Annotated in this window: 15 protein-coding genes and 1 pseudogene; 7 read left to right on the plus strand and 9 right to left on the minus strand. The window is 56.8% G+C overall.

All coding sequences use genetic code 11. The features are described 5' to 3' along the window. Positions 1-528 precede the first annotated feature (528 nt). The 4 genes from VMU57_RS01430 to VMU57_RS01445 all read left to right on the plus strand — a co-directional run bounded on the left by VMU57_RS01430 (position 529) and on the right by VMU57_RS01445 (position 7,329). Positions 529-1,449: a hypothetical protein gene (locus tag VMU57_RS01430; RefSeq protein ID WP_325380058.1), complete on the plus strand. Its 921-nt coding sequence runs from the start codon at positions 529-531 to the stop codon at positions 1,447-1,449. A 745-nt stretch (positions 1,450-2,194) separates the two neighbouring features. Beyond that, entirely contained in the window at positions 2,195-2,935 is a 741-nt protein-coding gene (locus VMU57_RS01435) for a hypothetical protein (RefSeq protein WP_325380060.1), read from the plus strand. Further along, positions 2,922-5,846, plus strand: a complete 2,925-nt coding sequence (locus VMU57_RS01440; RefSeq protein WP_325380062.1) for an IPT/TIG domain-containing protein — start codon at positions 2,922-2,924, stop codon at positions 5,844-5,846. The genes VMU57_RS01435 and VMU57_RS01440 overlap by 14 nt, the downstream gene beginning before the upstream one ends. Positions 5,847-5,949: 103 nt before the next feature. Continuing rightward, positions 5,950-7,329, plus strand: a complete 1,380-nt coding sequence (locus VMU57_RS01445) for an NAD(P)/FAD-dependent oxidoreductase (protein WP_325380064.1) — start codon at positions 5,950-5,952, stop codon at positions 7,327-7,329. An 18-nt stretch (positions 7,330-7,347) separates the two neighbouring features. Here the strand turns inward: VMU57_RS01445 and VMU57_RS01450 are convergent, their stop codons facing one another. Beyond that, the gene (locus tag VMU57_RS01450) at positions 7,348-8,271 is read right to left on the minus strand and encodes an MBL fold metallo-hydrolase (RefSeq protein WP_325380066.1); all 924 of its coding nucleotides are present in this window, start codon (positions 8,269-8,271) and stop codon (positions 7,348-7,350) included. 240 nt (positions 8,272-8,511) lie between these two features. On the opposite strand from VMU57_RS01450, the gene VMU57_RS01455 reads away from it, so the two are divergent. Continuing rightward, on the plus strand, positions 8,512-9,507 hold the full coding sequence (locus VMU57_RS01455; RefSeq protein WP_325380068.1) for a YihY/virulence factor BrkB family protein: 996 nt from the start codon (positions 8,512-8,514) through the stop codon (positions 9,505-9,507). Positions 9,508-9,655: 148 nt separating this feature from the next. Here the strand turns inward: VMU57_RS01455 and VMU57_RS01460 are convergent. Then, positions 9,656-10,675 (minus strand): annotated as a pseudogene (locus tag VMU57_RS01460) (alpha/beta hydrolase family protein); the annotation flags it as partial. A 56-nt stretch (positions 10,676-10,731) separates the two neighbouring features. On the opposite strand from VMU57_RS01460, the gene VMU57_RS01465 reads away from it, so the two are divergent. Together VMU57_RS01465 and VMU57_RS01470 are read left to right on the plus strand one after the other, a co-directional pair. Next, positions 10,732-12,180: a sodium:solute symporter family protein gene (locus VMU57_RS01465; protein WP_325380070.1), complete on the plus strand. Its 1,449-nt coding sequence runs from the start codon at positions 10,732-10,734 to the stop codon at positions 12,178-12,180. Between the two features lie 98 nt (positions 12,181-12,278). Next, complete coding sequence (locus tag VMU57_RS01470) at positions 12,279-12,617, plus strand: hypothetical protein (RefSeq protein WP_325380072.1); 339 nt, start codon at positions 12,279-12,281, stop codon at positions 12,615-12,617. Between the two features lie 56 nt (positions 12,618-12,673). Here the strand turns inward: VMU57_RS01470 and VMU57_RS01475 are convergent, their stop codons facing one another. The 7 genes from VMU57_RS01475 to VMU57_RS01505 form a co-directional block, all read right to left on the minus strand. After that, entirely contained in the window at positions 12,674-13,645 is a 972-nt protein-coding gene (locus VMU57_RS01475) for a 2-hydroxyacid dehydrogenase (RefSeq protein WP_325380074.1), read from the minus strand. 141 nt (positions 13,646-13,786) lie between these two features. Next, positions 13,787-14,752 (minus strand): tetratricopeptide repeat protein, encoded by a 966-nt coding sequence (locus VMU57_RS01480; protein ID WP_325380076.1) that lies wholly within the window; start codon positions 14,750-14,752, stop codon positions 13,787-13,789. Between the two features lie 121 nt (positions 14,753-14,873). After that, positions 14,874-16,982, minus strand: a complete 2,109-nt coding sequence (locus VMU57_RS01485) for a VWA domain-containing protein (protein WP_325380078.1) — start codon at positions 16,980-16,982, stop codon at positions 14,874-14,876. Between the two features lie 3 nt (positions 16,983-16,985). Further along, on the minus strand, positions 16,986-20,051 hold the full coding sequence (locus tag VMU57_RS01490) for a TonB-dependent receptor (protein WP_325380080.1): 3,066 nt from the start codon (positions 20,049-20,051) through the stop codon (positions 16,986-16,988). 109 nt (positions 20,052-20,160) lie between these two features. After that, the gene (locus VMU57_RS01495; protein WP_325380082.1) at positions 20,161-20,916 is read right to left on the minus strand and encodes a TIGR03435 family protein; all 756 of its coding nucleotides are present in this window, start codon (positions 20,914-20,916) and stop codon (positions 20,161-20,163) included. After that, positions 20,913-21,719 (minus strand): IS5 family transposase, encoded by an 807-nt coding sequence (locus VMU57_RS01500; protein ID WP_325380084.1) that lies wholly within the window; start codon positions 21,717-21,719, stop codon positions 20,913-20,915. Before VMU57_RS01500 ends, VMU57_RS01495 begins: the two co-directional genes overlap by 4 nt. A 154-nt stretch (positions 21,720-21,873) precedes the next feature. Further along, on the minus strand, positions 21,874-23,121 hold the full coding sequence (locus VMU57_RS01505; protein ID WP_325380086.1) for a TIGR03435 family protein: 1,248 nt from the start codon (positions 23,119-23,121) through the stop codon (positions 21,874-21,876). Between the last annotated feature and the right edge of the window lie 112 nt (positions 23,122-23,233).

The following is a 23,233-nucleotide window of genomic DNA, read 5'->3' on the forward strand; positions in this document are numbered from 1 at the left end:
TATCCCTAATGCGGATTTGCCATGCGTCACTTTCCCCTCGGTTGTTAAGCTGAACCTGCGGCCCGCCGTGCATGAAGGCTGATTGTGTCGGCCCCATGGTGAATTCTGCCGTAACCTCTGGACGGCTTTTGTCTAAAGCATCTTCCAATGCTTTCTCTGTTTTCATAAGTGCGCTCTTTTTCTCTGACCATGCAGATAATGAGGCTAAGAAAAATGCAACCGCTGATATTGAAAAGAAGAGAGTACGGGAAAGTAGAATCCCTTTGTCTCCCTCAAATAGATGCGGCCACATTAATGGGGCGCAGACAGTAATTAGTGATAAGCCGCCTGTCACCTGTCCCATCCAATGACGGAACATGTCGCACAAAAAGTCACCAACCCCCGTTGTCCATCTCCACATGCTCCAGATGGTCGCAGGGTTAGACCTATACAGTCAAAATTATGCTGCATTTCTCTGATTTTTCTAAAGGGTGTAAAAATGGTGCTCGTCTTACAAATCAACTGGATACCTAGCAGAGAAGAACATCCATGCCAGATGCAGATCACGGATACAAGGCCAGCACCCCAGTACAGACGCCGGGTAAAGGCCGAGGATGGACTTGGCTCGTCAGCTATGTAAAACGCAAGTTTCATGAGCGCAGCGCCAAAAAGCAGGAAGAAAGTACCGCTGACAGGTCGGCTCGGCTCACAGCCAATGCCACGGTTGTGCTTGCCGTCTTCACGGTCATCTTGGCCGCGACTAGTGTTGGAACCGTCTGGATATTGAGAAACCAGCTTCGAGAAATGCACTCTGGAGGTGCCGACACTAAGGCGCTGGCCGAAGCCGCCAAAGCGCAGGCTGAGGAAGCTAAAGAGCAGGTTGGGAAGATGGCTGAATCTCTCACTAAGACAGACAACCTTATTATCCAAGCTACGGCTGAAGCCGCTGCGACTAATCGCTTGGCCCTGCAAGCCCAGAGGTCTGCCGATTATGCCAGAGATGCGATTAAAACGAGCGTTGAGGCAGACCGCCCGTGGATCGTTCCTGACTTCCCCCCGCACAATAAGCACACTATTCAAGAGGCGAACTTGGAGTGGCATAACGGTGGAAACGTGCCCGCCGTTGCAGTCTTTAGTGCGACGGAGTATTTCGTTCCAGTATTTCCGCATCAACTTCACACCTGTACTGAAATGGAAATAGAACTCAAGAAGAAACCCATCAGCACTTGGCAATACAAAGGATTTGTCGCTCAAGACGAGCGCTATGAAATCGCACTCGATAACACTCCGCCGTGGTCGGGACAAGCACCAATCGACATCCATGGTTGCGTTTGGTACACCGATATTTTGAGCAACACCGAAAGGACTACAGAGTTCTTTTACACGGCCATTCAAAACAAATTCATGTTTCCTGAGTCCGATGGTGTCTCCCTCTTTTATCTTGCGGATCGGCCTTTCGTTTACAAATAGAAAAGCGCAAAACACTAAGACCAGAATAAAAATTAGGACACTACCACCCCGTCCATTTTCTGGACAAATCCAGTTTTCTGTGTGAACTGGATAGTTGTCTTTGCCAAGGTGTTGCTTCGTAAAATATTCATTCTTCATTAGTTATAGGCAAAATATTGTTTCTAAACGAGTTAGGCCCAGCTTTGGCTGGGCCTTTTGTTTATTTCCTATGTAGTTTCAAGTTTAGCGAATTGGGTGGAACTGTTTTGCAGTTTCAGGGGATTTATTTTTTGGGTGGAAGTTGTTTGTTTTGTGCTGGTTATTTGGATTTAGGTCGAGCGTGGGGGCTTGACATGCGTTTTTGCCGGGATTTTGAGGCTGGGCGCTTCCTGGGAAAAAGCGATAGGCCAGTCGTTACGCCCTTTGGGCTTCACTCCGGCCTTCGGCAGAGCGGAGGCCGCTTCGCGGCGTTTTTTTTTAGACGCGAGGCTGAAGCCTCGCTGTACCTAGCGGCAACGGCAGGAACAAGTGCAAGAGCAAGTGCAACAGCAACGGCAAGAACAACGGCAAGAACAACGACAAGAGCAACGGCAAGAGCAACGGCAAGAGCAACGGCAGGAGAATTACAAAGGCGGTGGCAAGGACCACTGCTAATGCTTGGGGCAAGAGCGATGAGAGTGCCGGGGAAAGAGCTTGTATTGAAATAGGGCAGGAGCGTCACGTTACCTGTCTTCTGCCGAAGAAGAGCAGAGGACGGTGTGGCGAGATGTTCGGGACTCTGTGGAAGTTTCGATGGTTGCGCGCTTTGCCAGCGGTGACGTTGCTGATGACCACGGTTGTCGCGTATTCGCAGACGTCAGCCTCAGCCGGTTCAGGTACTGTGGCCGCGGCGCAGAACGTGGAAGATGTTCTGCACCAGATGTCCAACAGGGCGGATGTCATCTTCGTGGGGCAGGTGGTTGCGATACGGCCTCATGACGGCGACGGCATGGGCTCGGGATTTGTCGAGGTTGATTTCGAGGTGGATCAGGCCATTCGCGGCTGCGCTGGGGGAGCGTATGCGTTGCGGGAGTGGGCCGGGTTGTGGTCTGGCGAGGCGAACCGCTACCGGGTTGGCCAGCGGTTGCTGATGATGTTGCATGCGCCGGGGGCGAGCGGTTTGAGTTCGCCGGTGGGTGGACTGGATGGAGCCATTCCGATTCAAGGTGTGGCCGATGCTTCGCCGCAGGCAACGGCCGCGGCGAATCCGCCTGTTCCTGTAGCGGACCTTCGCTGGCTGGGCGCGAAGGTGGTGCATTCGTCTTCCTTTGTCTTGCAGGCGGCCCTATCGGCAGCTCCTTTGACGGTCGAGCAGCAGATGGCAGGATCGGGGGAGGCGGTTGTGAGCCCCGTCGTCGCCGCAGAGGATGGCTCGAGCCGAGCGTCGATTCCCGTGCAGCAGGCGACGGTCGATACCGTGGTCAAGTTGCTGACCTCCTGGAAAAAGGCAACGGATGATGGCCGTTGAGAGGGCAGGGTGGCTGCGAACAATATTCGCATTGGCCCTGTGCTGGTTGGCTATGGGCGCGGCGGCGTTTGCCGGTGGGCCACGATGGGTGACAGGGCCGCCGTACTTCAGCACGTCCGGGGTTCCGGTGGCCTGGTATACGAATCAACTGCTTTATTTCACCGATCCGGGCGATCTGAGCCCTTATGTCGATCACGCGGCTGCGGACGCAATTGTGGCTGCCGCGGCGAACACGTGGAATGTGCCGGTAGCAAGCCTGGTGTTGGGTTATGGCGGCCAGCTTGGTGAACATGTCAGCGGGGCGAATGTGTATCCGGGTTCGGAGGGGCTGGTCTTTCCTGCGGACGTGCAGAGCAGCAACTATCTGGCCAAGCCGATCGCGGTGATCTACGACAGCGATGGATCGGTGACGGACATGCTTCTGGGCAGCGGAGCGAGCGATCCTTCCGGCTGCCGCCAGAACGCGGTGACGGAGAGCGTCGATTCGATCGTTCCGTCTGGCTTCATTCAGCATGCCCTGCTGATTCTGAATGGCCGATGCACGGGGCCGGCTGCGGAACAGCAGTTGCAGATGCAGTACCAGTTGATGCGTGCCTTTGGGCGCATCCTTGGGCTGGGCTGGTCGCAGGTGAACGACAACGTGTTTACGGGAAGCCCGCAACCGACCGCGATGGAGGCGCTGAACTGGCCGATCATGCACCCTATCGACATCATCTGCGGGCTGTATACGTACCAGTGCCTGCCGCAGCCGTTCACGCTGCGGGCCGACGATCTTTCGGCGCTGGCGATGCTGTATCCGATTGCGCAGAACCAAGCGCCGCCGGGGAAGACGGACTCCCTGTATCTGGCGCACGAGATTCAAGGGTTTGTGTACTTTCCGACGGGGCAAGGGATGCAGGGCGTGAATGTAACCGTGCGCCGCTGGCATCAATTCCGGACTCTTCCAGAGTCATGGCAGACGGCGTCCGCGGTTTCGGGCGCGACGTTTAAGGGGACGGGAGGCAATCCCGTGGCGGGTACACCGGCCACGGCTGTGGGAAGCAGCGGGACCTCGAACCTTACTTACGAGGGGTTCTATGAGATATTTCGCGTTCCAATGCTTGATGGGACCTGGGATAGCGACATTCTGGACACAGAGCCGATTAACCCGCTCTATACGGGGCAGTATGCGGTGGGGCCTTATGTCGCCAACCAGGTTGAACCTTCGGGGGCGAACTCTGAGTTCGATACGAACATACTGAGGAGCTATCAACTCGTAATGCGCCAGAACCTGACCCCTGCGGGCGCGGCCAATAGTTGCAATACGGGAGCGGACGGGGTTGAGGCAGCTCCCGCGGCTGTGGCGCCCGAGGGGTGGTGGACGGGAACGCTCTGCGTCTATGGGCATACGGCGTGGTCGTCACTTGCGATCAAGGCCAATCGAAGCTTCACGGTAGAGGTGACGGCGCAGGATGAAAATGGGTTCGCTACGATGGCGAAGGCAATGCCGGTCGTTGGCGTGTGGAATGCGACCGATGCATTGAAGACGCTGCCCACTGTGGCATCGGCGGTCACGGCATTCAATGGCACCGCCTATGGCATGACCTCGTTGGCGGTCGAGAGTACGCAACCGGATCAGTTACGTATTGCGATTGCGGACCAGCGCGGGGATGGGCGGCCCGATTTTGGCTATCAGGCACGCGTGTTGTACGCGGACAGCATCAGCCCGGCGAGCGTAAGCGCGGAGGGGGGAGCGGTCACGATTACGGGGATGGGTTTTCGGGCCGGGAATATGGTGACTATAAATGGCGTGGCTGCTACGGTGACAAGCTGGACGGCCACTTCGATTGTGGCAACAGCCCCTTCGTTGCGAGCGCTGGGATTCACGGGGGCGATTGCGGCGGACGTTGCGGTCACTGATCCTTCGACCAGAGGAACGACTGTGATGACAGGTGCGCTTGGCTATGCCGCACCGCTGCCGTCGTTGAATCTTGTGACGGCACCTTCGGGGACGGTGTTTGCCGGGGATACGGCGGTTGTTCCGTTCGCGGTGAAGGCACTGGCCGCGGATGGGATGACTCCTGTGGCAAATCAGCTTGTCAGCTTTACAGCGAGCGGCGACGGCGTTATTCAGTTTGGAGCGTGCGGCGGAACTGTTTGCAGCGTGATGACCGATGCGTTGGGTGTGGCATCGACGACTGTGTCTGCGCTGGCGGCAGGGGCTGTTACTGTATCGGCATCGAGCACGGTTGGGACGCAGACTGCTTCGTTTACCATTGCGACTCGGGTGCGGACGCTTACACCGGCTCAGTCGATGTTGTATGTTGCGTCCGGGGTTACGTTTGCCTGGACGTCGCAGGTTGAGGCAAGCGATAACTCTGCTTCGACTGCGGGCGTGGTGGTGAATTGGCAGCCGGTTTTGGGAGGAATGATTTTTTATCCAGCGCAGTCACAGGTGAATGCAGAGGGAGAGGCGGAGACCCAGGCCGATGTTGGACCGTTGGCGGCTGGAGAGGAGGCGACGGCATCGGCGTGCGCGTGGACGGTGGTTTGCGCGACCATCGCGGCCCAAGGCGTCGATCCTGCTGCGTGGAGAATTGAAGTTGTGAGTGGGGCGGGGCAGTCAGTTGGCGCGGATGGTGTGCTGGCGCCGGTGGTGCTGCGGGTGACGGATACAGCAGGCGATGCGGTCGCGGGAGCCGTGGTTGAGATTCACCAGACTATAGGCGCTTGGCAGGGGCCGTGTCCTGATCGCGGACGCTGCCCAGTGCCTCCGGATGAAAGCGCGCAGGTATCGTCGGCAACGTCAGATGCAAGCGGTGTGGTAACCGTCGCTCCCTTACAGGTTGCGGGAGCCGCGGAGGTAACGAATGTTGTAGCGGCTACGGGGACACAAGGGTTTGTTTCATTGTCGTTGCAGAAGCAGCCCTGATGATGTGCGCTGGTTGGTGTGGCACAATCAAATTTGCCAGGAGACGAAGCATTACCGCTGCCTGAGGCATCAAACTTTATAGATACGGTGAGGAGTCACAACGATGGTTGATGGAGCTACCGGTGGTGGTCTCGAGCGCAAGCGTGTGGTCATTATCGGCGGAGGGTTCGCTGGGCTGAATGCAGCGTTGAGCCTCGCCAAACTGCCGCTTGATATTTCGCTGGTCGACCGCAGAAATCACCATACGTTTCAACCATTGCTTTACCAGGTTGCGCTGGCGGTGCTTTCGCCCGCCGATATTGCGCAGCCTATTCGCTCTATTCTGAGCAGCTATCCGAACGTTGAAGTGCTGATGGATGAGGCGGTCGCCTTTCACATCGATGAGCAGAGAGTGGAACTGAAGACTGGCGCGCAGCTTGAGTACGACTATCTGATCGTTGCGACCGGTTCCACGCACTCTTACTTCGGCCATGACGATTGGGCGAAGCTTGCGCCGGGTCTCAAGACGATAGAGGATGCGACGGAGATTCGCCGTCGCGTGCTGCTGGCGTTTGAGCTGGCCGAGCGGCAGATGCAGGAGACCGGTGGCCATCCTTCGCTGAATTTCGTCATCATTGGCGGCGGGCCTACCGGGGTAGAACTTGCGGGAGCAATCAGCGATATCGCGAAGCTGTATATGTCGAATAATTTTCGGCATATCGATCCATCGCAGGCCAAGGTGCTCATCCTTGAAGGGTCGCCGAATATCCTGGGGATGTATCCGGACGATCTACAAGCGAAGGCGCGGGAGCAGCTCAACGCACTTGGGGTGGAGCTTCGCGTCAATGCGCATGTCTCGGATGTGCAGCCCGGCTATGTGATGGTGGGAGACGAGCGCATCAATGCTGTCGTGACGCTTTGGGCGGCGGGAGTGCAGGCTTCGCCATTAGGGAAATTGCTGGGCTTCGAGACTGATAGAAAAGGATGTGTCCTGGTGGATCAACATCTCAATCCGCCGGGGCATCCCGAGATATTTATCTGCGGCGACCTTGCCCATGTCGAGCAGAACGGCAAGCAGGTTCCCGGCGTGGCGCAGCCGGCGATGCAGATGGGGAAGTATGCCGCGAAACGCATCTCGCGGCTGGTCGCGGCGGATTTGGGAAGCGACGGCACGGGAAAAAACGAGCCGTTTCACTACTTCGATAAGGGTGACATGGCGACCATTGGACGAAAGGCCGCCGTCGCCAATATTCAATGGCCGTTCAAGGGGCATTGGAGCGGTTTTCCTGCATGGATGACGTGGCTGCTTGTCCACATCTTCTTTTTGATTGGGTTTCGGAACCGGCTCTCGGTGTTTCGCCAGTGGGCCTGGACTTATGTGACCTTTAAGGACAGCGCTCGCCTGATTACCGGTTCGCAGGAGCTGCCGGGGTGGAACTCCTCGGAGACGCAACAGGTCCATGCCGGCACGGAACCTCTGGATCTTGGATCGCCCAAGACATAATTTTGTCGAGATGTCGGATCAGATGCCTTGCTGGTGCGGGTTTAAAACCGGCGCTCCGCGCACGGCGGTTTGGTCGAAGAGGCGCATGGTTTCGCCCTCTTCGAGTATCTTCACTTTGCTGCTGATCCCCAGTCGCGCTGCTTCGTCCATCAGGCGCTGCGGCGGTTCGTCCATCGGCTCGCGTCCGAGGTTGAAGGTGCCGAAGTGCATGGGGACCATCCACTCGGCACCTACCTCCACAAAGGCACGGATGGCTTCTTCGGGGCTGGTGTGAACGGTGCGGTAGCTATCGGGGAAGTAAGCGCCAATGGGAAGCAGCGCTACCTGTGGATGGAGGCGCAGTCCGATCTCGGTGAAGCCGGAAAAATAAGCGGTGTCGCCGGAGTGGTAAATGGAGTGGCCAGCGGCTTCAATGACATAGCCGCCGTATCCGCGGTGGGTGTCGTTGAACATGCGCGCGCCCCAGTGCTTGCAAGGAGTGAGCGTTACGCTTAGCCCGCGCACTTCGAGCTTCTCCCACCACTTCATTCCATGCACGCGGGAGAAACCGAGTGCGGCCACCAGATCTTCTACTCCCCAAGGCACAACGACATCGGGAGCTTTTTTGCCCAGCATTTGTGCGCTGCGAACGACGCGGCGCAGGGATGCGATGTTGAGGTGATCCATGTGGGCGTGGGTAAGCAATACGACGTCAATGGCGGGCATCTCGTTGATACGCAGGCCGGGACGCCGCTGCCTGCGCAACAGAATCAAATGTTTGGCAAAAACTGGATCGACCAACACCGAGCGGCCACCCAGTTGCAACAGGAAGGATGAGTGGCCAATGAAGGTAACTCCAAGCTCGCTGGGGGCGACGATCTCGGCCAGCCGCGTCTCGCCTGCTATTGGTTGAGCGTGACTCTCCTGCACCAAACGCCAGAGCTGTTTCAGTTTCGTCACCACAAAGGGCTGACCTCTCCACCGATCAAACATTCGTCACCTTTAATCTAGATGCATACATTGGTCCTTGCTTTGCCCATGCCCTTTATCTTATGGCTCCAGCTTCGACCGCAACTACCGAGGCTGCATGAAATCGCATCTACCTATTAAGACGATCATGCCAATCCGGGAGTCTCTGCTATTTCAACGGACACCACTTCTGTTAAATCTCTTGAACCGCGAGAGCAATGGATATGGGACTATGTGTCCCATTCGCCGCTGCGCTCGCTGTGGGACCTGCAAGGAGTTCCTGTCCGCCTCGTCGCAGCGCGAACATGGCATAACTTCCTTGCTGACAACCTTATAGGGCGGGCTGCAGAACTTGGTTTCTATTTCATCTTCGCTCTCTTTCCAACTCTATTCTGCGCCAGTTCACTGCTGGGAATCGCCGCGCAATCTGCGTCGAGCATCTATGACAAGCTTCTGCATTATCTTGCTGTCGTTATCCCACACGCGGCGATGGGCACTGTACTTGCCACCTTCAACGAGACGACTGCCGCTGCAACCAGCGGCAAGCTTACGTTTGGAATTGTTGCCGCGCTCTGGTCGGCCTCGGTCGGGTTTTCTGCGATTCAGGGCAGCCTCAACATTGTCTATAAGGTCCCTGAGACTCGCTCTTATCTGCACGCACGCCTCTCGGCCATTGGAGTCACCATCGTCCTGGCTGTGCTGGTTACGGTTACGCTCGCGTCCATGCTGGCCAGCGACTTTTTCGCTCGACTCGCTCGCGAACACATCTACCATCATTTTCTTGGCAGCGTTGTTGTGGTGGTGACTCGCTCGCTGGGGTGGGTAATTGTCACAGCCCTCATCACTCTCTTCTACGCCGTGATTTATTACTGGGCTCCCGATTTGAAAAAAAGCTGCTGGCGGTGGCTCACTCCTGGCAGTGCTATCGGCATCACGGTATGGGTGCTGGCCTCTATCGGTTTTCGCGTGTATCTGCATTTTTTCAATAACTTTTCTGTGACGTATGGTTCTCTTGGCGCGGTGATCATTTTGCTGACGTGGTTTTACATTACCGGGCTAACCCTTCTGTTGGGTGCAGAGATCAATAGCCAGATTGAGGGGGCTGCTGCGGAGAAGCGGCTGCTTGCCGCTCTGCCGCCATCGTCTTCGCCGCCCATGCCTGATAGGTCAGACGATCTTTCTCCACAGCCCATGCCGCCTCGGGAAGCACCATCAAATCCGAGCGTTTGATGGCGGGGAAGCCTGTTCCCAGGGCATCGAGTCCGCCCTCGCGATCCTCACGCATGTAGTTATTCGAGATGAAGACGTCGTTTGCTTTTGCCCATGTGCTGATATGTGTCACTGGAACGGTAGCAATATACTTTGTTGTCCAGTTCGCAAAATGAATTTGTTTTTCAAGCCATTCGACGCCGTCGCGATCTACCCATGAGGTCCGGTGGCTGATGCCGGGATAAAAGACCGTCGTGAACATGTCCCTATCCGTTCCTCGCAGGGCGATAGCGCGTGCGCGGGTGGCGGCAAACCAGTCGGGCCCGTGGTGCGGGATATCCATCACGGTGTCGGCTAATCCATTCATCACATACATTGGGCCGCGGTCGGCGTTCAGCGCGTAGAGGATTGCTCCGCGGTCGCCCAGCACGCGCAATGACCGGTAAGGCGGCCCCTGACAGGGGAGCTTGTTCGCATCGAAGTAGCCGGGTTCGACGCCGTCGTAATCGCCGCCGCCGCTGAGGAGTACGGCGTGAATCTGGGGATCAATGGCGCCTGTAATTCCAGTGATAAATGACCCCATCGAGTAGCCAGCAGTGGCGATTCGTCGTTGGTCGACCTCCGGTCTTTGTGCCAGATAGGCCACAGCCTGCATGACATCGACCTGCATCAAACCAGCCAGTCGCTGGCCCCAATCGGTCTGCGGCAGCCCTGCAGGAGGATCGACCCACTTGTCGTGTGCGCCTGCCTGCGACTTTTTCTCGATGTTCCGCTCGCCCTCGCCGATTGGATCGTAGGTCACGACCATGGCGCCTGCGCGGGCGAAGAGCATGCCGCTATAGAACGCATACCAGCTGAACTTATCGCCGCCATGCCCGTTGACGATGACGATGCCGGGGAGCTTGCCTTTCCACTTTTCGGGCCGGTAGACGATGGCAGGCACCAGCATTCCGTCCGCCGTTTGGTAGGTCACGCGTTCTGCGATGACGCCCGGCATTGGAGAAAAGCTGGACCATGTCTTTGCCTCGAGTTTGGGCAATGTCGCTGGGATGTATAGCTGCCTGCGAATGGTCTGTCGCCAGATGTCGTCTCTTGCTGACCGCTGCGCAGCCGTCAGCGGTGTTGCTGCCTGGGCGCAGCCGGTTCCTACTAAAAGAGCCATTGTCAGAGCCAATCGCAGGTGCTTCATCCGTTCCCCCTTGACCTCTTTATAAAGCGTAGGCACGATAGAATCGCACCACGACTATGAATCTCTACGCTACCGTTCTGGGCATTATCGTCTTTATGCTGCTTGCCGTGTCGCTAGGCAGCCTTCGCAATGTCAAGACTAAAGCCGACTATCTTGTTGCCGGACGATCTCTCCCTGCATTTGTGCTGGTTTTTACACTTTTGTGCAGCTGGATTGGGTCAGGCTCTTTGTTGGGGGGAGCAGAGAATGCATACAGACATGGGTTTGCGGCGTTGTGGCAGGCGGGGGGAGGCTGGGCCGGACTCCTGCTGATCTACTTCATTGCGCCGCGTGCGAGGAAGTTTGCCCAGTTCACGATTCCCGATCTACTTGAGGCCCGCTATAGCCAGACTGCCCGCGTGCTCGGCGTTATTGCCATCCTGTTTACCTATACCGCGGTTACGAGCTACCAGTTTGTTGGTGGCGGCGATATCCTTCACCTTGTCTTCCCCACGTTCATTACTCCGGTTCTTGGACAATACATTCTTGCCGGCTTTGTCATCGTCTTCACGGCGATTGCCGGCATGGCTTCGGTAGCTTATATGGACGTGGCTATCGGGCTGCTGGCGACTGCAGCGTTGATTGTAGCGTTCCCGGTGCTGATGCATCGCGCGGGAGGATGGGGCGCGGTCCATGCCGCTCTGCCTGCCACGCACTTTCAGGTGCTTGGGGATCTGAGCTTTGCGCAAGCGATGGAACTCTTTTTGCCGACGTGTCTGCTGCTGCTGGGCAATCAGTCCATGTATCAGAAGTTTTTCTCGGCTAAGTCGGAAAAGGCGGCTACCCGTGCGGTGGTGGGCTGGATTATCGGCACAGTGATTTTAGAGACGGTAATTGTAGCGATTGCTGTTGTCGGTTCTGCGCTCTACCCGGTAGGAGAGGTGCATGACCGTCCCCGTGAAATTCTTGCTTACTGCGGACTTCATGGATTCGGAGGATCGCGGTTGCTGGAGATTCTGGGGGCACTGCTGGTCGGGGCTATCTTCGCCAAGATTATTTCTACGGCGAATAACTGGCTTTTTTCTCCCGCGACGAACCTGATCAACGACATCTTCCTGCGGTATATTGCGCCGGAGTCTTCGAATAAGCGGACGCTGGCCATAAGTCGTTTGATGGTAGTGCTTTTAGGACTATGGGCGCTCTATCAGTCGCTTCACGTTCAGTCGGTTCTGAAGAAGTCTCTTTATGCGTACACCATTTATTCGGCGGCGTTGACGCCTGTCATTCTAGCTGCTTTTTTCTGGAAAAGGGCGACTGCAAGTGCCGCTGTGGCCAGCATTGCCGTAGGAACGGTGGTAACGATCTCGTGGGATACCAGCTTTGTCCATGCTCACGTTCCGGCCATTCTCGCTCAAAGGGATGCCATCTTCCCGGCGCTGTTTTTGTCGCTGATCGCCCTTGTTGCCGTGAGCCTTCTTACCCCACCGCCTAGTTCAGCCCAGCTCAAGCCATTTGCCGAGCAGTGAACCGAACGAACGGACTGAAAAGTAACGTTGTCAGATTTTCACACTAACCTTCTGGCTCCTGATGCATCCAACACCCTACATCACCCAGGAGGGGTTCAATGGCCACCACTAAAAAGCGCAGCAACTCCGATGACGACTTTCTTAACGTAGGCCCGGATGCGACGGCTACCTTCGACAACTCTCGTAGCAATCCGACTGAACATGCCAGCAGCGAGAACCTCGATGCGGTTGACACTGACGAGGATGAGGAGGAGGACGAGGACGAAGATCTAGACGAAGAGGAGGGACAGGAGGAATACGAAGAGGAGGAGGATGAGGACGGCGATGAAGATGAAGACGAGGATGACGATAGCGAAGATGACGACGATGAAGAAGATGAGGACGACCACGACTTGGGAAAAGGCCCCAAGGCTCCCAGTGTCTACCGCAAAATTTAGGTCAAGAATTTAGATCAAGGATGCCTGAGGCGCGGCTTGTTATCTGTGATGGTGAACTAGTAGCCGGCTTCGGTCACAACATTTTCCAACGGCTTGCCGGCGATGAACCGTCGTACCTGTTCTGCACCGAAGCGGAAGGCGCGGTGGATAAACTGTGGTGTTGATCCACCGACGTGTGGGGTGATGAGACAATTCGGCGCGAGCCATAGGGGGTGCCCCGCAGGCAGGGGCTCCGGGTCGGTTACATCGAGAGCTGCGCAGATTCGGTGAGCGGCAAGGGCCTCTACTAACGCATCGGTCACGACTACCGGACCTCGAGCCGCGTTGACTAGCAACGCTCCGTGTTTCATGAGGCCCAGTTCTGTTGCTCCGATCAGTCCGCGAGTTTCCGCGGTCAAGGGAACGATGGCGACGACGACATCGGCTTCGGGCAGCAGCTTTCGCAGATCGGTAACGGCATGAACTTCTGGGGCCTGGCGCGCGCTTCGCGCTACACGCAAAATTTGGACACCAAAGGGTGCGAGACGCGTCTCGATTGCTGCCCCGATCGAGCCATAACCGACAATGAGAACTGTTTTGCCAGCGAGATCATCGCCCAGAACGCGGTACTGTCCTACCTGTGCTCCACTCTCATTCAGAAATCCGTCGGATACAGATGCCTGTCCCTTCCACTGCTCGCCCAACTGCATGTCGCGGTAGAGAGGGAATTGTTTGAGTGAAGACAAGATCGCGGTGAGAACCCATTCGGAGGCTGAGATGTCATGGATACCTCGGCCGTCGCACAGTGTTACCTCCCTGGGCAGCCACGGTGTGATCCAATCGACGCCTGCCATCATCGATTGCACGACCTTTACGCCTCGTAGATGGGAGAAGGCTTCGGCGGCATCGCGGCGTTGAAAGGGAAGAATCCAGAAGTCGACCTCGACCGTGCCGGTTAGATTGCGGGGAACTCGAACGATCTCCGCATCGTGCGGAAATCCGGCAAGCAGTTCATCGGAGAGGCTTTCATCAACGCCAACACGGACCATGATCGACTCGACGTATCCTATGGAAGATTTGGCGGACTCGATTGGGATCGAACCAGCGTCTTTCTTCATACTATAAGACAGGCTTTGTCGCCAAAGGCATTGAGAGACCGTGTATGAGTGTCGTTGACGGTGCAGTGCGAGTTATTGCGGGCCTGCCTGCTCTGATTCTGCAGGGTTCGGCGTGTCGATGGACGAATGGGTGCTGTTAAGTTTTGCGCAGACCGCGAACTCGTTCTGAGCTTCTTGCTTAAGTCCAAGATGCTGGTAGATTTGCCCTAGCCTGAAATGGAGTGCGGAAACCTTTGGCGCGAGTTTAACTGCCTCTTTTAATTCTTTCTCTGCCTGGGGAAGCATCTGCAGAGTCTGATACGCGCGTCCGAGTTGCTCGTGCGCTTTAGGATTTGCGGGGTCAAGGGTTGCAGCTTGTTGCAGATAGGGCAGTGCCTGATCTGAATGACCTTGCTCGGTTAGCAGAATACCCAGGTTGAGATAGGGCTGGCCGCTCTTTACGACGGCATTCTGATCCCATTGGATTGCCAGTTCGTAGGCATTGCGTGCCTCTTCGATACGATTCAATCCCTCGTATGACAACCCCAGATTGTTCTCACTCTTGGCGTCGAGGGGCTTGAGGCGGAGCGCCTGGCTAAAGCTCTTGATGGCATCCGCAAAGCGATTTTCGTTATATTGCGCGCGGCCCAGCAGATACCAGGCATGGGCGTCCTGGGGAGTTTCAGCTACTACTGCGCTCAGCCATTTATCTGCGTCGGTGTAATCGCCCAACAAGACGTAATCGAAAGAAACGATTTTGAGATCCTCGGGCGACGGGCGCTGACTGCGTGCTCCTGCTGTGTACTGTTCCAGAGACTCTGTCGGCTTCTGTTGAAGAAATAATGTACGGCCTAGCAGAAAATGAGCCTCGGCTGAATTGATATGGTCTGCCAAGTAGCTCTTCAAGGTGGCGTTGGCTGTTGCGAAATCTCCGGCCTGCAGCGACTTTCTAGCCTGATCTAAAGGAGCGTCAGCTGGCTGTGCGAGTGGCTGTTGGGCACTGAGCGTCTCGCATAGTAAGAGTAAGACGATGGGCGCAAAGGTGAGCCTGAATTTCATGCCAGAGAGAGTAGATCCTTCTGCGTCGAACCGGCGAGATCATGGCCATGCGGGTTCTATCGACGCATTCAATATCATAGTGCATGAGCTAGACTCCTCAACCAGAGCGCTTCCTTGTTATCTACGGGACAATCGTGATCGTTGTCTGCCAGAATGCAGTCTTGTGTGCCGTTGGATTGAGCACCGTTATCTGGCAGTTATAGTCGCCGGCGGGAAGATGGCTAAGTCCTATGCTGAAGCGCAGCGGCATGGTTTTAAGCGAGTTAGTCATAGCACTTGCCATCTCCATGGGTTGCGTCTCGAAGACCTTGGTCTGCCCCTGGTAGAAGCTCACAAATGCAATCAGCGGCTGCACGGTGGTCACGTCCTGCTCATAAGCCTGCAGGTAGACATACAGGTCCCGGCTCTTGCTGAAGACCCGGGTCACGCTTGGAATCAGCTTCTGTCCATTCAGCACCAGCGGATTGGCTGCCTCGTCCTTGGCACGTTCTTTTGCTTTGGCAGCGTTGTAGATCGCGTCCTTCAAGTCGGCGCGCTGGCCACTCAGCACGACGGAGCTGATCGCCACTCGCTTCTCTTCTTTGTTGAGATTTGGGATGACGAATGGAGTTTCGAATGTCCCAATCCTCCCCGTCTCATCGTCGCGTGCGAGAAATTTGATGGTGTACTTGCCCGGCAGCAGCGTGAAGCCGGTATCGTATTCCACTGGGCGTTTGGCCAGCTCCGCTGCTGTCTCATCGCTGAGTTTGATGTTCACGTTGTCGCGCATGTTCTCGACGGTCATGTTGCCGCCGAGTTCGTCCTTTACCTCGAGCAGAAAGTCGATGAGTGTATGCTCTGCACCGCGCTTCTTGGCCAGCGCCAGTTCCCGGCCCGGTATCTTCACGACGACTGGCACAAAATATTCTGCGCGGTTCAACTGGAAGTAATTAAGCTCCAGGGCAATCGTGAGTTCCGTCACAGGATCGCCCAGCATGAGCGCATCTTCCAACTGCCGCTCTTTGTCGGCGTCATTGAACTTCGCGAATATCTTGCCCGCATAGTAGCCCTGCCTGTAGTCGAGGTTCGCGGCAAGTTCGGGCTTCACTGAGATCTTGATGTGCCGGAACCTTCCATCGAGAGTCGCATTACTCGTGTAATAGCCTAGGATGTAATAGCTGGTAATGTTCTGCTGCGCCTGTACGATGCCTCGGGTCAGATCGTTGTAGTCGAGCAGGGCCTTGCCGCCGGTATCTCCGGCCAGCGCATAGAGCGTGTCCTGCGACTGCTGCATCCGTGTCGTCACCGCCAGAGCCGCGGTCCCGGTATACATGGCGGCGTTGCCCGGCGACCCCTGTGTCGCATCTCCCAAGGGAGCCTGAGCCACCAGGCCGCGTGCGTCGATCGGCCAGAACGACACCCCGGACCGGATCGCGTCGTCAATGGTCGCGTGAAGCTGCGCCTGATTGTCGACGCCATGAAGGGTCATGCCGCTGGCAAAGTAGACCAGCACCTTTTTCTCGCTCAATCGGCCGAGCATCTTCGCGGCGGTTTGCAGCGCGGAGAGCTGGCGGTCGGTATTGAACAGGTTGAATTCGCTACTGTCCTGCCCGAACGCCGCACCTGCGTCAGCCGTGTCCGCATCGTCGGTGATGTCTTCGCTCTGCTGGTTCTCGCCCACGATCAGCGTCTCCAGAATGCTAAGCAGGCGGTTGTGATCGTCGGTGAAGTCTTGCAGCACATCCACGGAACTGCCGCCATAGCGCATGATCGATACCAGATCCGACGACGTCATCTGCGTCCGTATAAACTTCTGCGCGGCCTCCAACGCGCGCAGTTTATCGTCGGGCGGCATTGCGGTCAGATCGAAGTACAGCGCAATCAGACGGCGATCTTTGTAGTGAACATCGCCCGGCTTTTCAGGTGCGATCTGAGTGACACCCAACCGGTTGTAGACCGTAATATTTTCGGGCTTCTTCGGCGCAATCGGAGGGGCCGAAGGAAGTTTCTGATATTCGCAGAAGCTGACCTGCTGCGGTACGCCGTCCTCGGTGACGGTAAAGTCTTTCGCCGTCAGTCCGCTAAGCGACTTTCCCTGCTTGTCCTTGACGTTGACTGCCTCGACGACAAGCTTGGAGCTGACGGACATGGTGTACTCGCCATTGCCTCCGGCAGGCTGCGAGTTCTGTCCCACCACCTGCGCTCCGACGGGCAGTGTTCCAAGAAGCATCGCTGTGAGCAGTAATCGCATACGTCAGAACCTCAGGCGCAGAGAAGTCTGCAAGCTGCGCATCGCATTTGCCGCTGCGGGCAATCCAAACTGCGTGTTGGTGATGGAGTTTTGCCAGGTGGAATAGGTAACGTGGTTGAGAAGATTGGAAGCGGCAATCTGCAGGTCGAGGTTCATTTTGTACGGCATGCGGAAGGTGCGTACCATCGCAGCGTCCAACGAGAACTGGCTGGGGCCGGTGATTGAATTTCGGCGTGCATTCCCCCACTGTCCCAGAGGAGGCGCCTTATAGGCTGCCGGGTTTAGAAACAGGCCGGGAGGCGCGGCGTAGATCGACTCTCCCGTAATACTGGGCCGAACAAAGGCAGAATATCCCGACACAACGACGGAAGTATCAAGGGGTGTCTGCGGCAGGCCGCTGCCCGCGGTAATCTGCGTTTCGATGGTCCACTCCTTGTAGAGCTTTCCCCTCCATCCGGTCATCAGCGAACCTCCGGACATTCCCATTCCGGTGGTATATTGCACCTGCGCACTCAACAGGTGGCGCTGATCGAAGTTTGAGAGTCCGCGCTCACCACTCAGGTTGCGCCAGTCCTGCGCAATCGTGGCTGAAGCCTGCGTCTGTGTGCTCGTGGTGGAACTGTCGGCTACGGCTCCCTGCCCACCCAGCGCGGAGTCGTCATCGATCGACTTTGAGAAGGTGTAGAGCAGCGAAGCGGTGAATCCGCTGTGCAGTCTGCGGCGTAGCTGAATCGATCCCGACTGACGCGTTGAATTGCCATCTGTGACGAGGTACACAAATCCCGTAGGACAGCTCGGACATGGGTTCACGGCTCCTATCGGGTTGGTGTTGGGCAGAAACTGTTGCACGCCCCGCGTCCCCTTGATGCCTAGATAGGTCGCCATCATCTGCAGCGATCCTGGAAGGTCGCGCTGTACCTTCAAGTCCCACGTCTGCACATAGCCAACGCGAAAGTTAGGATCGACGCCGAAGGTCTGCGCAGTTGTCTCAGAACATGGGTCGAAGCCGTTGGCAAGTGTCAGAGGGCAGGTTGTGCTGTTCTGCACCGTCAGGCTCTTGGCGAAGGGTGCCTGCTGCGCCATCTGGATCGCGATTCCCTGATAGACCGAGGTATCGTAGTTGACCCCGTACCCTGCGTTGACCACCATCGATGATCCGGGGATCGGTCGCCACGAGACCCCAATTTTCGGCTCTATACCGCCGCGGTCGGGGCGCATCAAAGATGCAGGATATCTCTGGCCCGTCAGCGCTCCTACCGGATCGGTGGCCAGCACGGGTGCGATTGCAGAAAACCCCGTCGCCACATCCAGGTTGACCAACCGCCGCTTCAACTCCGTTACCGGTGCGCCGTACTCCCAGCGTGCGCCGACGTTGATCGTGAGCTGAGGCGTGGCTCTCCAATCGTCCTGCAGATAAGCGTCGTAGACAGATTGCCGCAGATACTTGTCCGCATTGCCGAATCCGATGTTGCTCGCGTCAGGAATTCCCAGCAGAAAATCTGCAACATCTGATCCACTGTTCGCTGCGCTGCCTGATGTTGCCGTGCCTGTAAAACTGAAGGTGCCGCGAGGGTTTGCCTGCGAGAGGTAATTGAACTGCTCGCGGCGGAAATCGAATCCGCCTGTGATGTTATGGGACCGGTGGTTCCATCTCGCGATGAGAGAGACTCCGTTAGTCGAATTACGAATAAAGGAGCTTTGGCCATCGGTCAGAGCGGTCAGGCCTCCGGAGAAGTTGAGCGTCGGGGGACCCCAGTAAGTCGGGGTCTGATCGTTGCCTGTGATGCCAGCCTGGCCTGAGATATTTTCGCGGTCTTGCCAGTAGGGAGTCAGCCGTGTGGACTGCCTGCTGAACTGGTAGCCGAGGTTCATGCGCAGGCGCGCGTTGAGAGTATGCGACCAATTGATCTTGCTGCTCATCCCCAGACCGGACGTCCTGTCTACAAACCCGAGGAGGTTGGTGCTGCTGTCGCGTGTGCTGGTGGCGGCAAAGGTCCCGGAGATCTCGTTCTTGCGGCCGATGGTCTTGCTGGCCGTCGCGATGAGCGCGTCCCTGTGCACATCGGAGACGAGGGGGAGTTGATAGTTGTACTGCGAGCTTCCGCTGAAGTTCGGTAACGGATAGAGGTTGAGCAATGCCTGCGCCTGCGGGCTGATGGGCACTCTATTACCCGGATACGGCTGGCCTGTCTTCGGATCGTAGATCACGACTGGCCGCCCTTGTGCATTCACCGCCTGCGAGAAATCTCCATCGCGCTCGGCCAGGTTCGGCACCAGGCCCGGAGTCGTGACGGCGGTGCTGTCGCGCGTTCGATGGTAGCCCACAAAGATATCGGGGCCGTTGCGCAGCAGGCCGGGTATCTTCAACGGTCCTTCCAGATTAAATCCACCGGTAATCTGGCTGGTATCCGGCTTGGAGGTATCGATACCCGTCAATGAATACGACCGGGCATCAAAGGTAGAGTTGTTGAGCTTCAGATCGAGGCTGAAGTTGTACAACGATCGTCCGTGGGCGGTATTCCCAAACCGATTCGCCAGCGAAAACTGGGACGTAGCCGCATTGTTTACGCTGCCGTTGATCAGCAGGCCGTCCGCGGCTCGCTGCGCAACTGCGTCGGATGGGGGCGGAGCCTCGCTCTTCTGGCTGGGGGCCTCGCTGGTTCTCTTCGGTTCGCTTCGTGTTTGCGTCTCTGCGATGCCCGCACTTAATGCGGGCTTCAATTGGGTTCTCATCTGCTCCAGCGATAGCAGCTGCAACTCCCACTTCCCAGTAGCAATATCTGGTGCGATGGCTACCTGCTGTTTGATCTGGGCGTAGCCTGTCATCTCCACGTCCACTGTTGCCGGGCCATCGGCAAGGGAAGGGAAGGAATAGAACCCTTGCATGTCAGTTATCGCAGCAAACTTTTTTGCGCCTTGCGTGACCGTTACCGTCGCGCCCGGCACCGGCAGACCGCCGGAGGTAACCAATCCGTGATACTCCGAGGCCATCGCCGCGCTCGATGCTGCTAGCAGCACAAGCAGGGTCAGTCCCCGACGCACCAACTTAACAAGGCCCTGCGAAACCAAATCAGCTCCTCAGACATCAATTTACCGACGGCGGCGAATTGGTGATAATCATATCGAAATAAGACATTGAGCGGGTTTTTCGACACCTTAATCGCCGGCAGAGCTTGCTTTAGTTTGGAGAGGGCGTTTGTTCCAGGTGATCGATGACCAGCATTTCCACGGGAACCTTCTGGGACTCCAACTTCAGCCCAAGCTGTTCCTGCACCGCCGTGAAGATGGATGGATAGGGAGAATCTGTTGATCCGTCCGGTGCGAAGTGCAGATTGATATCGTAGTTGCCAGCGATATCCGTCTTGTTCATGACTGGTTGACCCAGCGGGTGAGCCAGCATCGCAGCTAAACCTCTCATAGAGATACTTGGGCTTCGTATTCCATCCTGGAAAATATATCCGACAACAGTAGCTTCCTTGACTGTCGTAAGTTTCGAGCCGCCCTTCGCGACCACGAGGTCATACCCCCTGACGTCTTTTTGCTCATAGTGAACTGTCAGCTTGAACCGATGCGCCAGTAACTGCCGTAAGAGAGGCTTGGCCTGTTCATAGCTTAGAGGGACGTCGCCCTCCGGCTTCGCGTCAATGTCGTAGAGTCCCGAATCCATCCATCCTGCATTTTTGTAGGAGATCTGATTGCCGGTCACATCGAAGGCCAGTTCAATCAGAACTTTCATGGGGACGTTTCTTGCAGTAAATCGCCCTTGTCCCCAAGGACTGATCGACATGTACCCGTGTTCTGCCGGAACCTGACGCACGGATGCCACTTCGAACGATGGGGTGGGGGCCGCTGGTGCTTGTGCCCAGATTGCAATCGATACGCTGCCGCATAGCGCGAAGGCCAGCCAGCGGCTAGAGGCTGTTATGAAGTTCATGCGAGTTGTTTGAACATGTTGGCGATCATGAGGCAGGCGAAGGCGGCGTAATGGAAGCCTTTGAGCGTAGTGTCGAGTCGTTCGTAGTCGCGCACGAGTCTGCGGAATCGGGCAGCCCAGGCGAAGCTTCTCTCGACCACCCAACGGCGCGGCAGCAGCACGAAGCCTCGCTTGGCCATGGGGTGTTTGACCACTTCGAGCCGGATGCCGTGACTCTGGGCGGCCTCGGCCGCGCTTGGCCCGGTGTAGCCCTGATCGACATAGGCCAGATCGACCGTGCCTCCGGTGACCTGCTGCATGGCTTGGGCCAACGTCTCGACCTGGGCGCGATCACCCTGATCGGCCGGAGTCACCGACAGTGCGAGCAGGTGGCCCAGCGTGTCGACGGCGATGTGGACCTTCGAGCCCTTGCGCCGTTTCGCGCCGTCGTAGCCCGCCCGCGCGCCGCTCTCGGGCGTGGATTGCAGCGTGCGGCTGTCGATACACGCTGCCGTCGGCTGGCCCTTGCGTCCGGCAAACTCACGCAGCAGAATGCGCGTGTCTTCGACCAGCCGCTCAAAGCATCCTGCCCGCATCCAGCGCTGCATCTGCTGATAAACCGCAGGCCACGGAGGATAGTCGTGCGGCATGAACCGCCATTGGTTGCCCGTCCGCGCAATGTAGCGAACGCCATTGAAAACAGCTCGCAGATCGTGCTCCCGATGGGCGCTGTCCTCCCGGCTCAGCAGCAGATACGGCAGCACAAACGCCCACTCCTCATCCGTCACATCGCTCGGATAACCGACTTTCTCTTTGCTTGCCATCCCTCCATACTGGATAGGATTGGCCGCCAACGTAAGCAACTATCTTGGTGCAAACTTCATAACAGGCTCTAGCGAACAGAAGACGATTTCGGCAATTGCGTCCGACCTGTTCGGTCATCATTCGCGGTCATTCTCCCTGAAATTACCTGCATCGCTAATTTGGCGAAGGTTTCTCGACATGATCGATAGCGATCACGTCGACCGGAGTCTTCTCTGCGTCCAGCTTCAGCACAAGCTGCTGCTGGATCGCCTCGAAGAGACCCGGTGAGGTATTAGCTGTATCTGCCTGCTTGGGCAGCGGTGGAGGATGTCCATTGAACTCGGAATCGTCGGGGGTGAAGGTGAAGTGAAGATCAAACTTACCCTTGATCCCAGTGTGATCGACCACGGGCCGATCCAGGACAAGCGTCTGTAGAAAGCTCGTGAAATCCTCCAGCGTTCCGTTCATCATCATCATCATGATGCCGCCTGGGGCCGGGTGGTAGCCGAGGCCGGGCAACGGCCCTTTTAGTTGCGTTGGTGTCAGCTTCTGCCCATTCTTGCCAACGGTCAGCACATAGGCCGAAAGTTCGCGCTTTTCTTGGTGGAACGTCAGCTTGAACCGATCTGCCAGCAATTTCTTCAGCATGGTTCGCAACTGCTGGGGATTGGGGACACCCTCTTGCACCGGCACTGCTGCAATGTCGTAACGGTCACTGTCCATCCATGCCGGGCCGCCCACAATCTGTTTTGCCTGCACATTGTAGGCAAACGAGATCAGATCGACGAGAGAGGAATTGCGTGTTGCAAAGTCACGGCCTCTTATTGTGAGCCCCTGCATCTGCGATGCTCCCGAGTTGTTCGGCTTGATGGTCGCGACGTCAAACGACGGATCGGCGTCTGCGGCCATCAGCTTCGGTGGCGGTGGTGGCGCTGGAATCTCCCATGCAGTTTCCCTGGTTGAGCGCACCAAATCCAATTGTTTCGGTCCGCTGCCTTGTGTCCAGGTTCCCGTGATTACGTCGCCGGTGCTGCCCAAGGTTCCCTGGTAGCTGCCGCTGACCATATCGATTGAAAATTTAAATGCAGAGCCGTCCAATGAAACCGAAGAGGCATTGAAGGGCTGCGCTCCCTGGTCGATGCTGTACATCTTCGCGCTCCAGCCCTTATCTGTGCGGGCTATCTGGAGGATGATCCGCAGAGATCGTTGCGGTGTGTTCAATGTGCCTTGCCAGTTTCCGGCGATGTCCCCGCGCGCATGAACCTCCTTTGCCGGTGCTGCGGTCGAAGCAGCTTGTTCCGGGGAAGCAGTCGCGGGCGTCTGGGCCCAGCCCATTGGTGCACACAATGCTGCTGTAAAGGCTATCGAAACCACCACAATCAGAGAGACTCTCTTGCCACCGCATCCAATCCGTTCGATCATTGCCGTCCTCTTCCTCAACACCGGAATATATCCTTTGGAGATGAAGCTTGGCCAGCAATAACGCCAGATAGATACAGCTCCCCGCGCCAGCGCAAATTAACCATCTATATAT

Source organism: Edaphobacter sp., assembly GCF_035532915.1.
Lineage (GTDB): Bacteria > Acidobacteriota > Terriglobia > Terriglobales > Acidobacteriaceae > Edaphobacter.

Excerpts from the sequence above, each read along its gene's own strand:
- VMU57_RS01500 (WP_325380084.1), bottom strand. The coding sequence starts at position 21,719 with ATGGCAAGCAAAGAGAAAGTCGGTTATCCGAGCGATGTGACGGATGAG.
- VMU57_RS01440 (WP_325380062.1), top strand. The coding sequence starts at position 2,922 with ATGATGGCCGTTGAGAGGGCAGGGTGGCTGCGAACAATATTCGCATTG.
- VMU57_RS01475 (WP_325380074.1), bottom strand. The coding sequence starts at position 13,645 with ATGGTCCGTGTTGGCGTTGATGAAAGCCTCTCCGATGAACTGCTTGCC.
- VMU57_RS01465 (WP_325380070.1), top strand. The coding sequence starts at position 10,732 with ATGAATCTCTACGCTACCGTTCTGGGCATTATCGTCTTTATGCTGCTT.
- VMU57_RS01445 (WP_325380064.1), top strand. The coding sequence starts at position 5,950 with ATGGTTGATGGAGCTACCGGTGGTGGTCTCGAGCGCAAGCGTGTGGTC.
- VMU57_RS01495 (WP_325380082.1), bottom strand. The coding sequence starts at position 20,916 with ATGAACTTCATAACAGCCTCTAGCCGCTGGCTGGCCTTCGCGCTATGC.
- VMU57_RS01505 (WP_325380086.1), bottom strand. The coding sequence starts at position 23,121 with ATGATCGAACGGATTGGATGCGGTGGCAAGAGAGTCTCTCTGATTGTG.
- VMU57_RS01485 (WP_325380078.1), bottom strand. The coding sequence starts at position 16,982 with ATGCGATTACTGCTCACAGCGATGCTTCTTGGAACACTGCCCGTCGGA.
- VMU57_RS01430 (WP_325380058.1), top strand. The coding sequence starts at position 529 with ATGCCAGATGCAGATCACGGATACAAGGCCAGCACCCCAGTACAGACG.
- VMU57_RS01470 (WP_325380072.1), top strand. The coding sequence starts at position 12,279 with ATGGCCACCACTAAAAAGCGCAGCAACTCCGATGACGACTTTCTTAAC.
- VMU57_RS01480 (WP_325380076.1), bottom strand. The coding sequence starts at position 14,752 with ATGAAATTCAGGCTCACCTTTGCGCCCATCGTCTTACTCTTACTATGC.
- VMU57_RS01435 (WP_325380060.1), top strand. The coding sequence starts at position 2,195 with ATGTTCGGGACTCTGTGGAAGTTTCGATGGTTGCGCGCTTTGCCAGCG.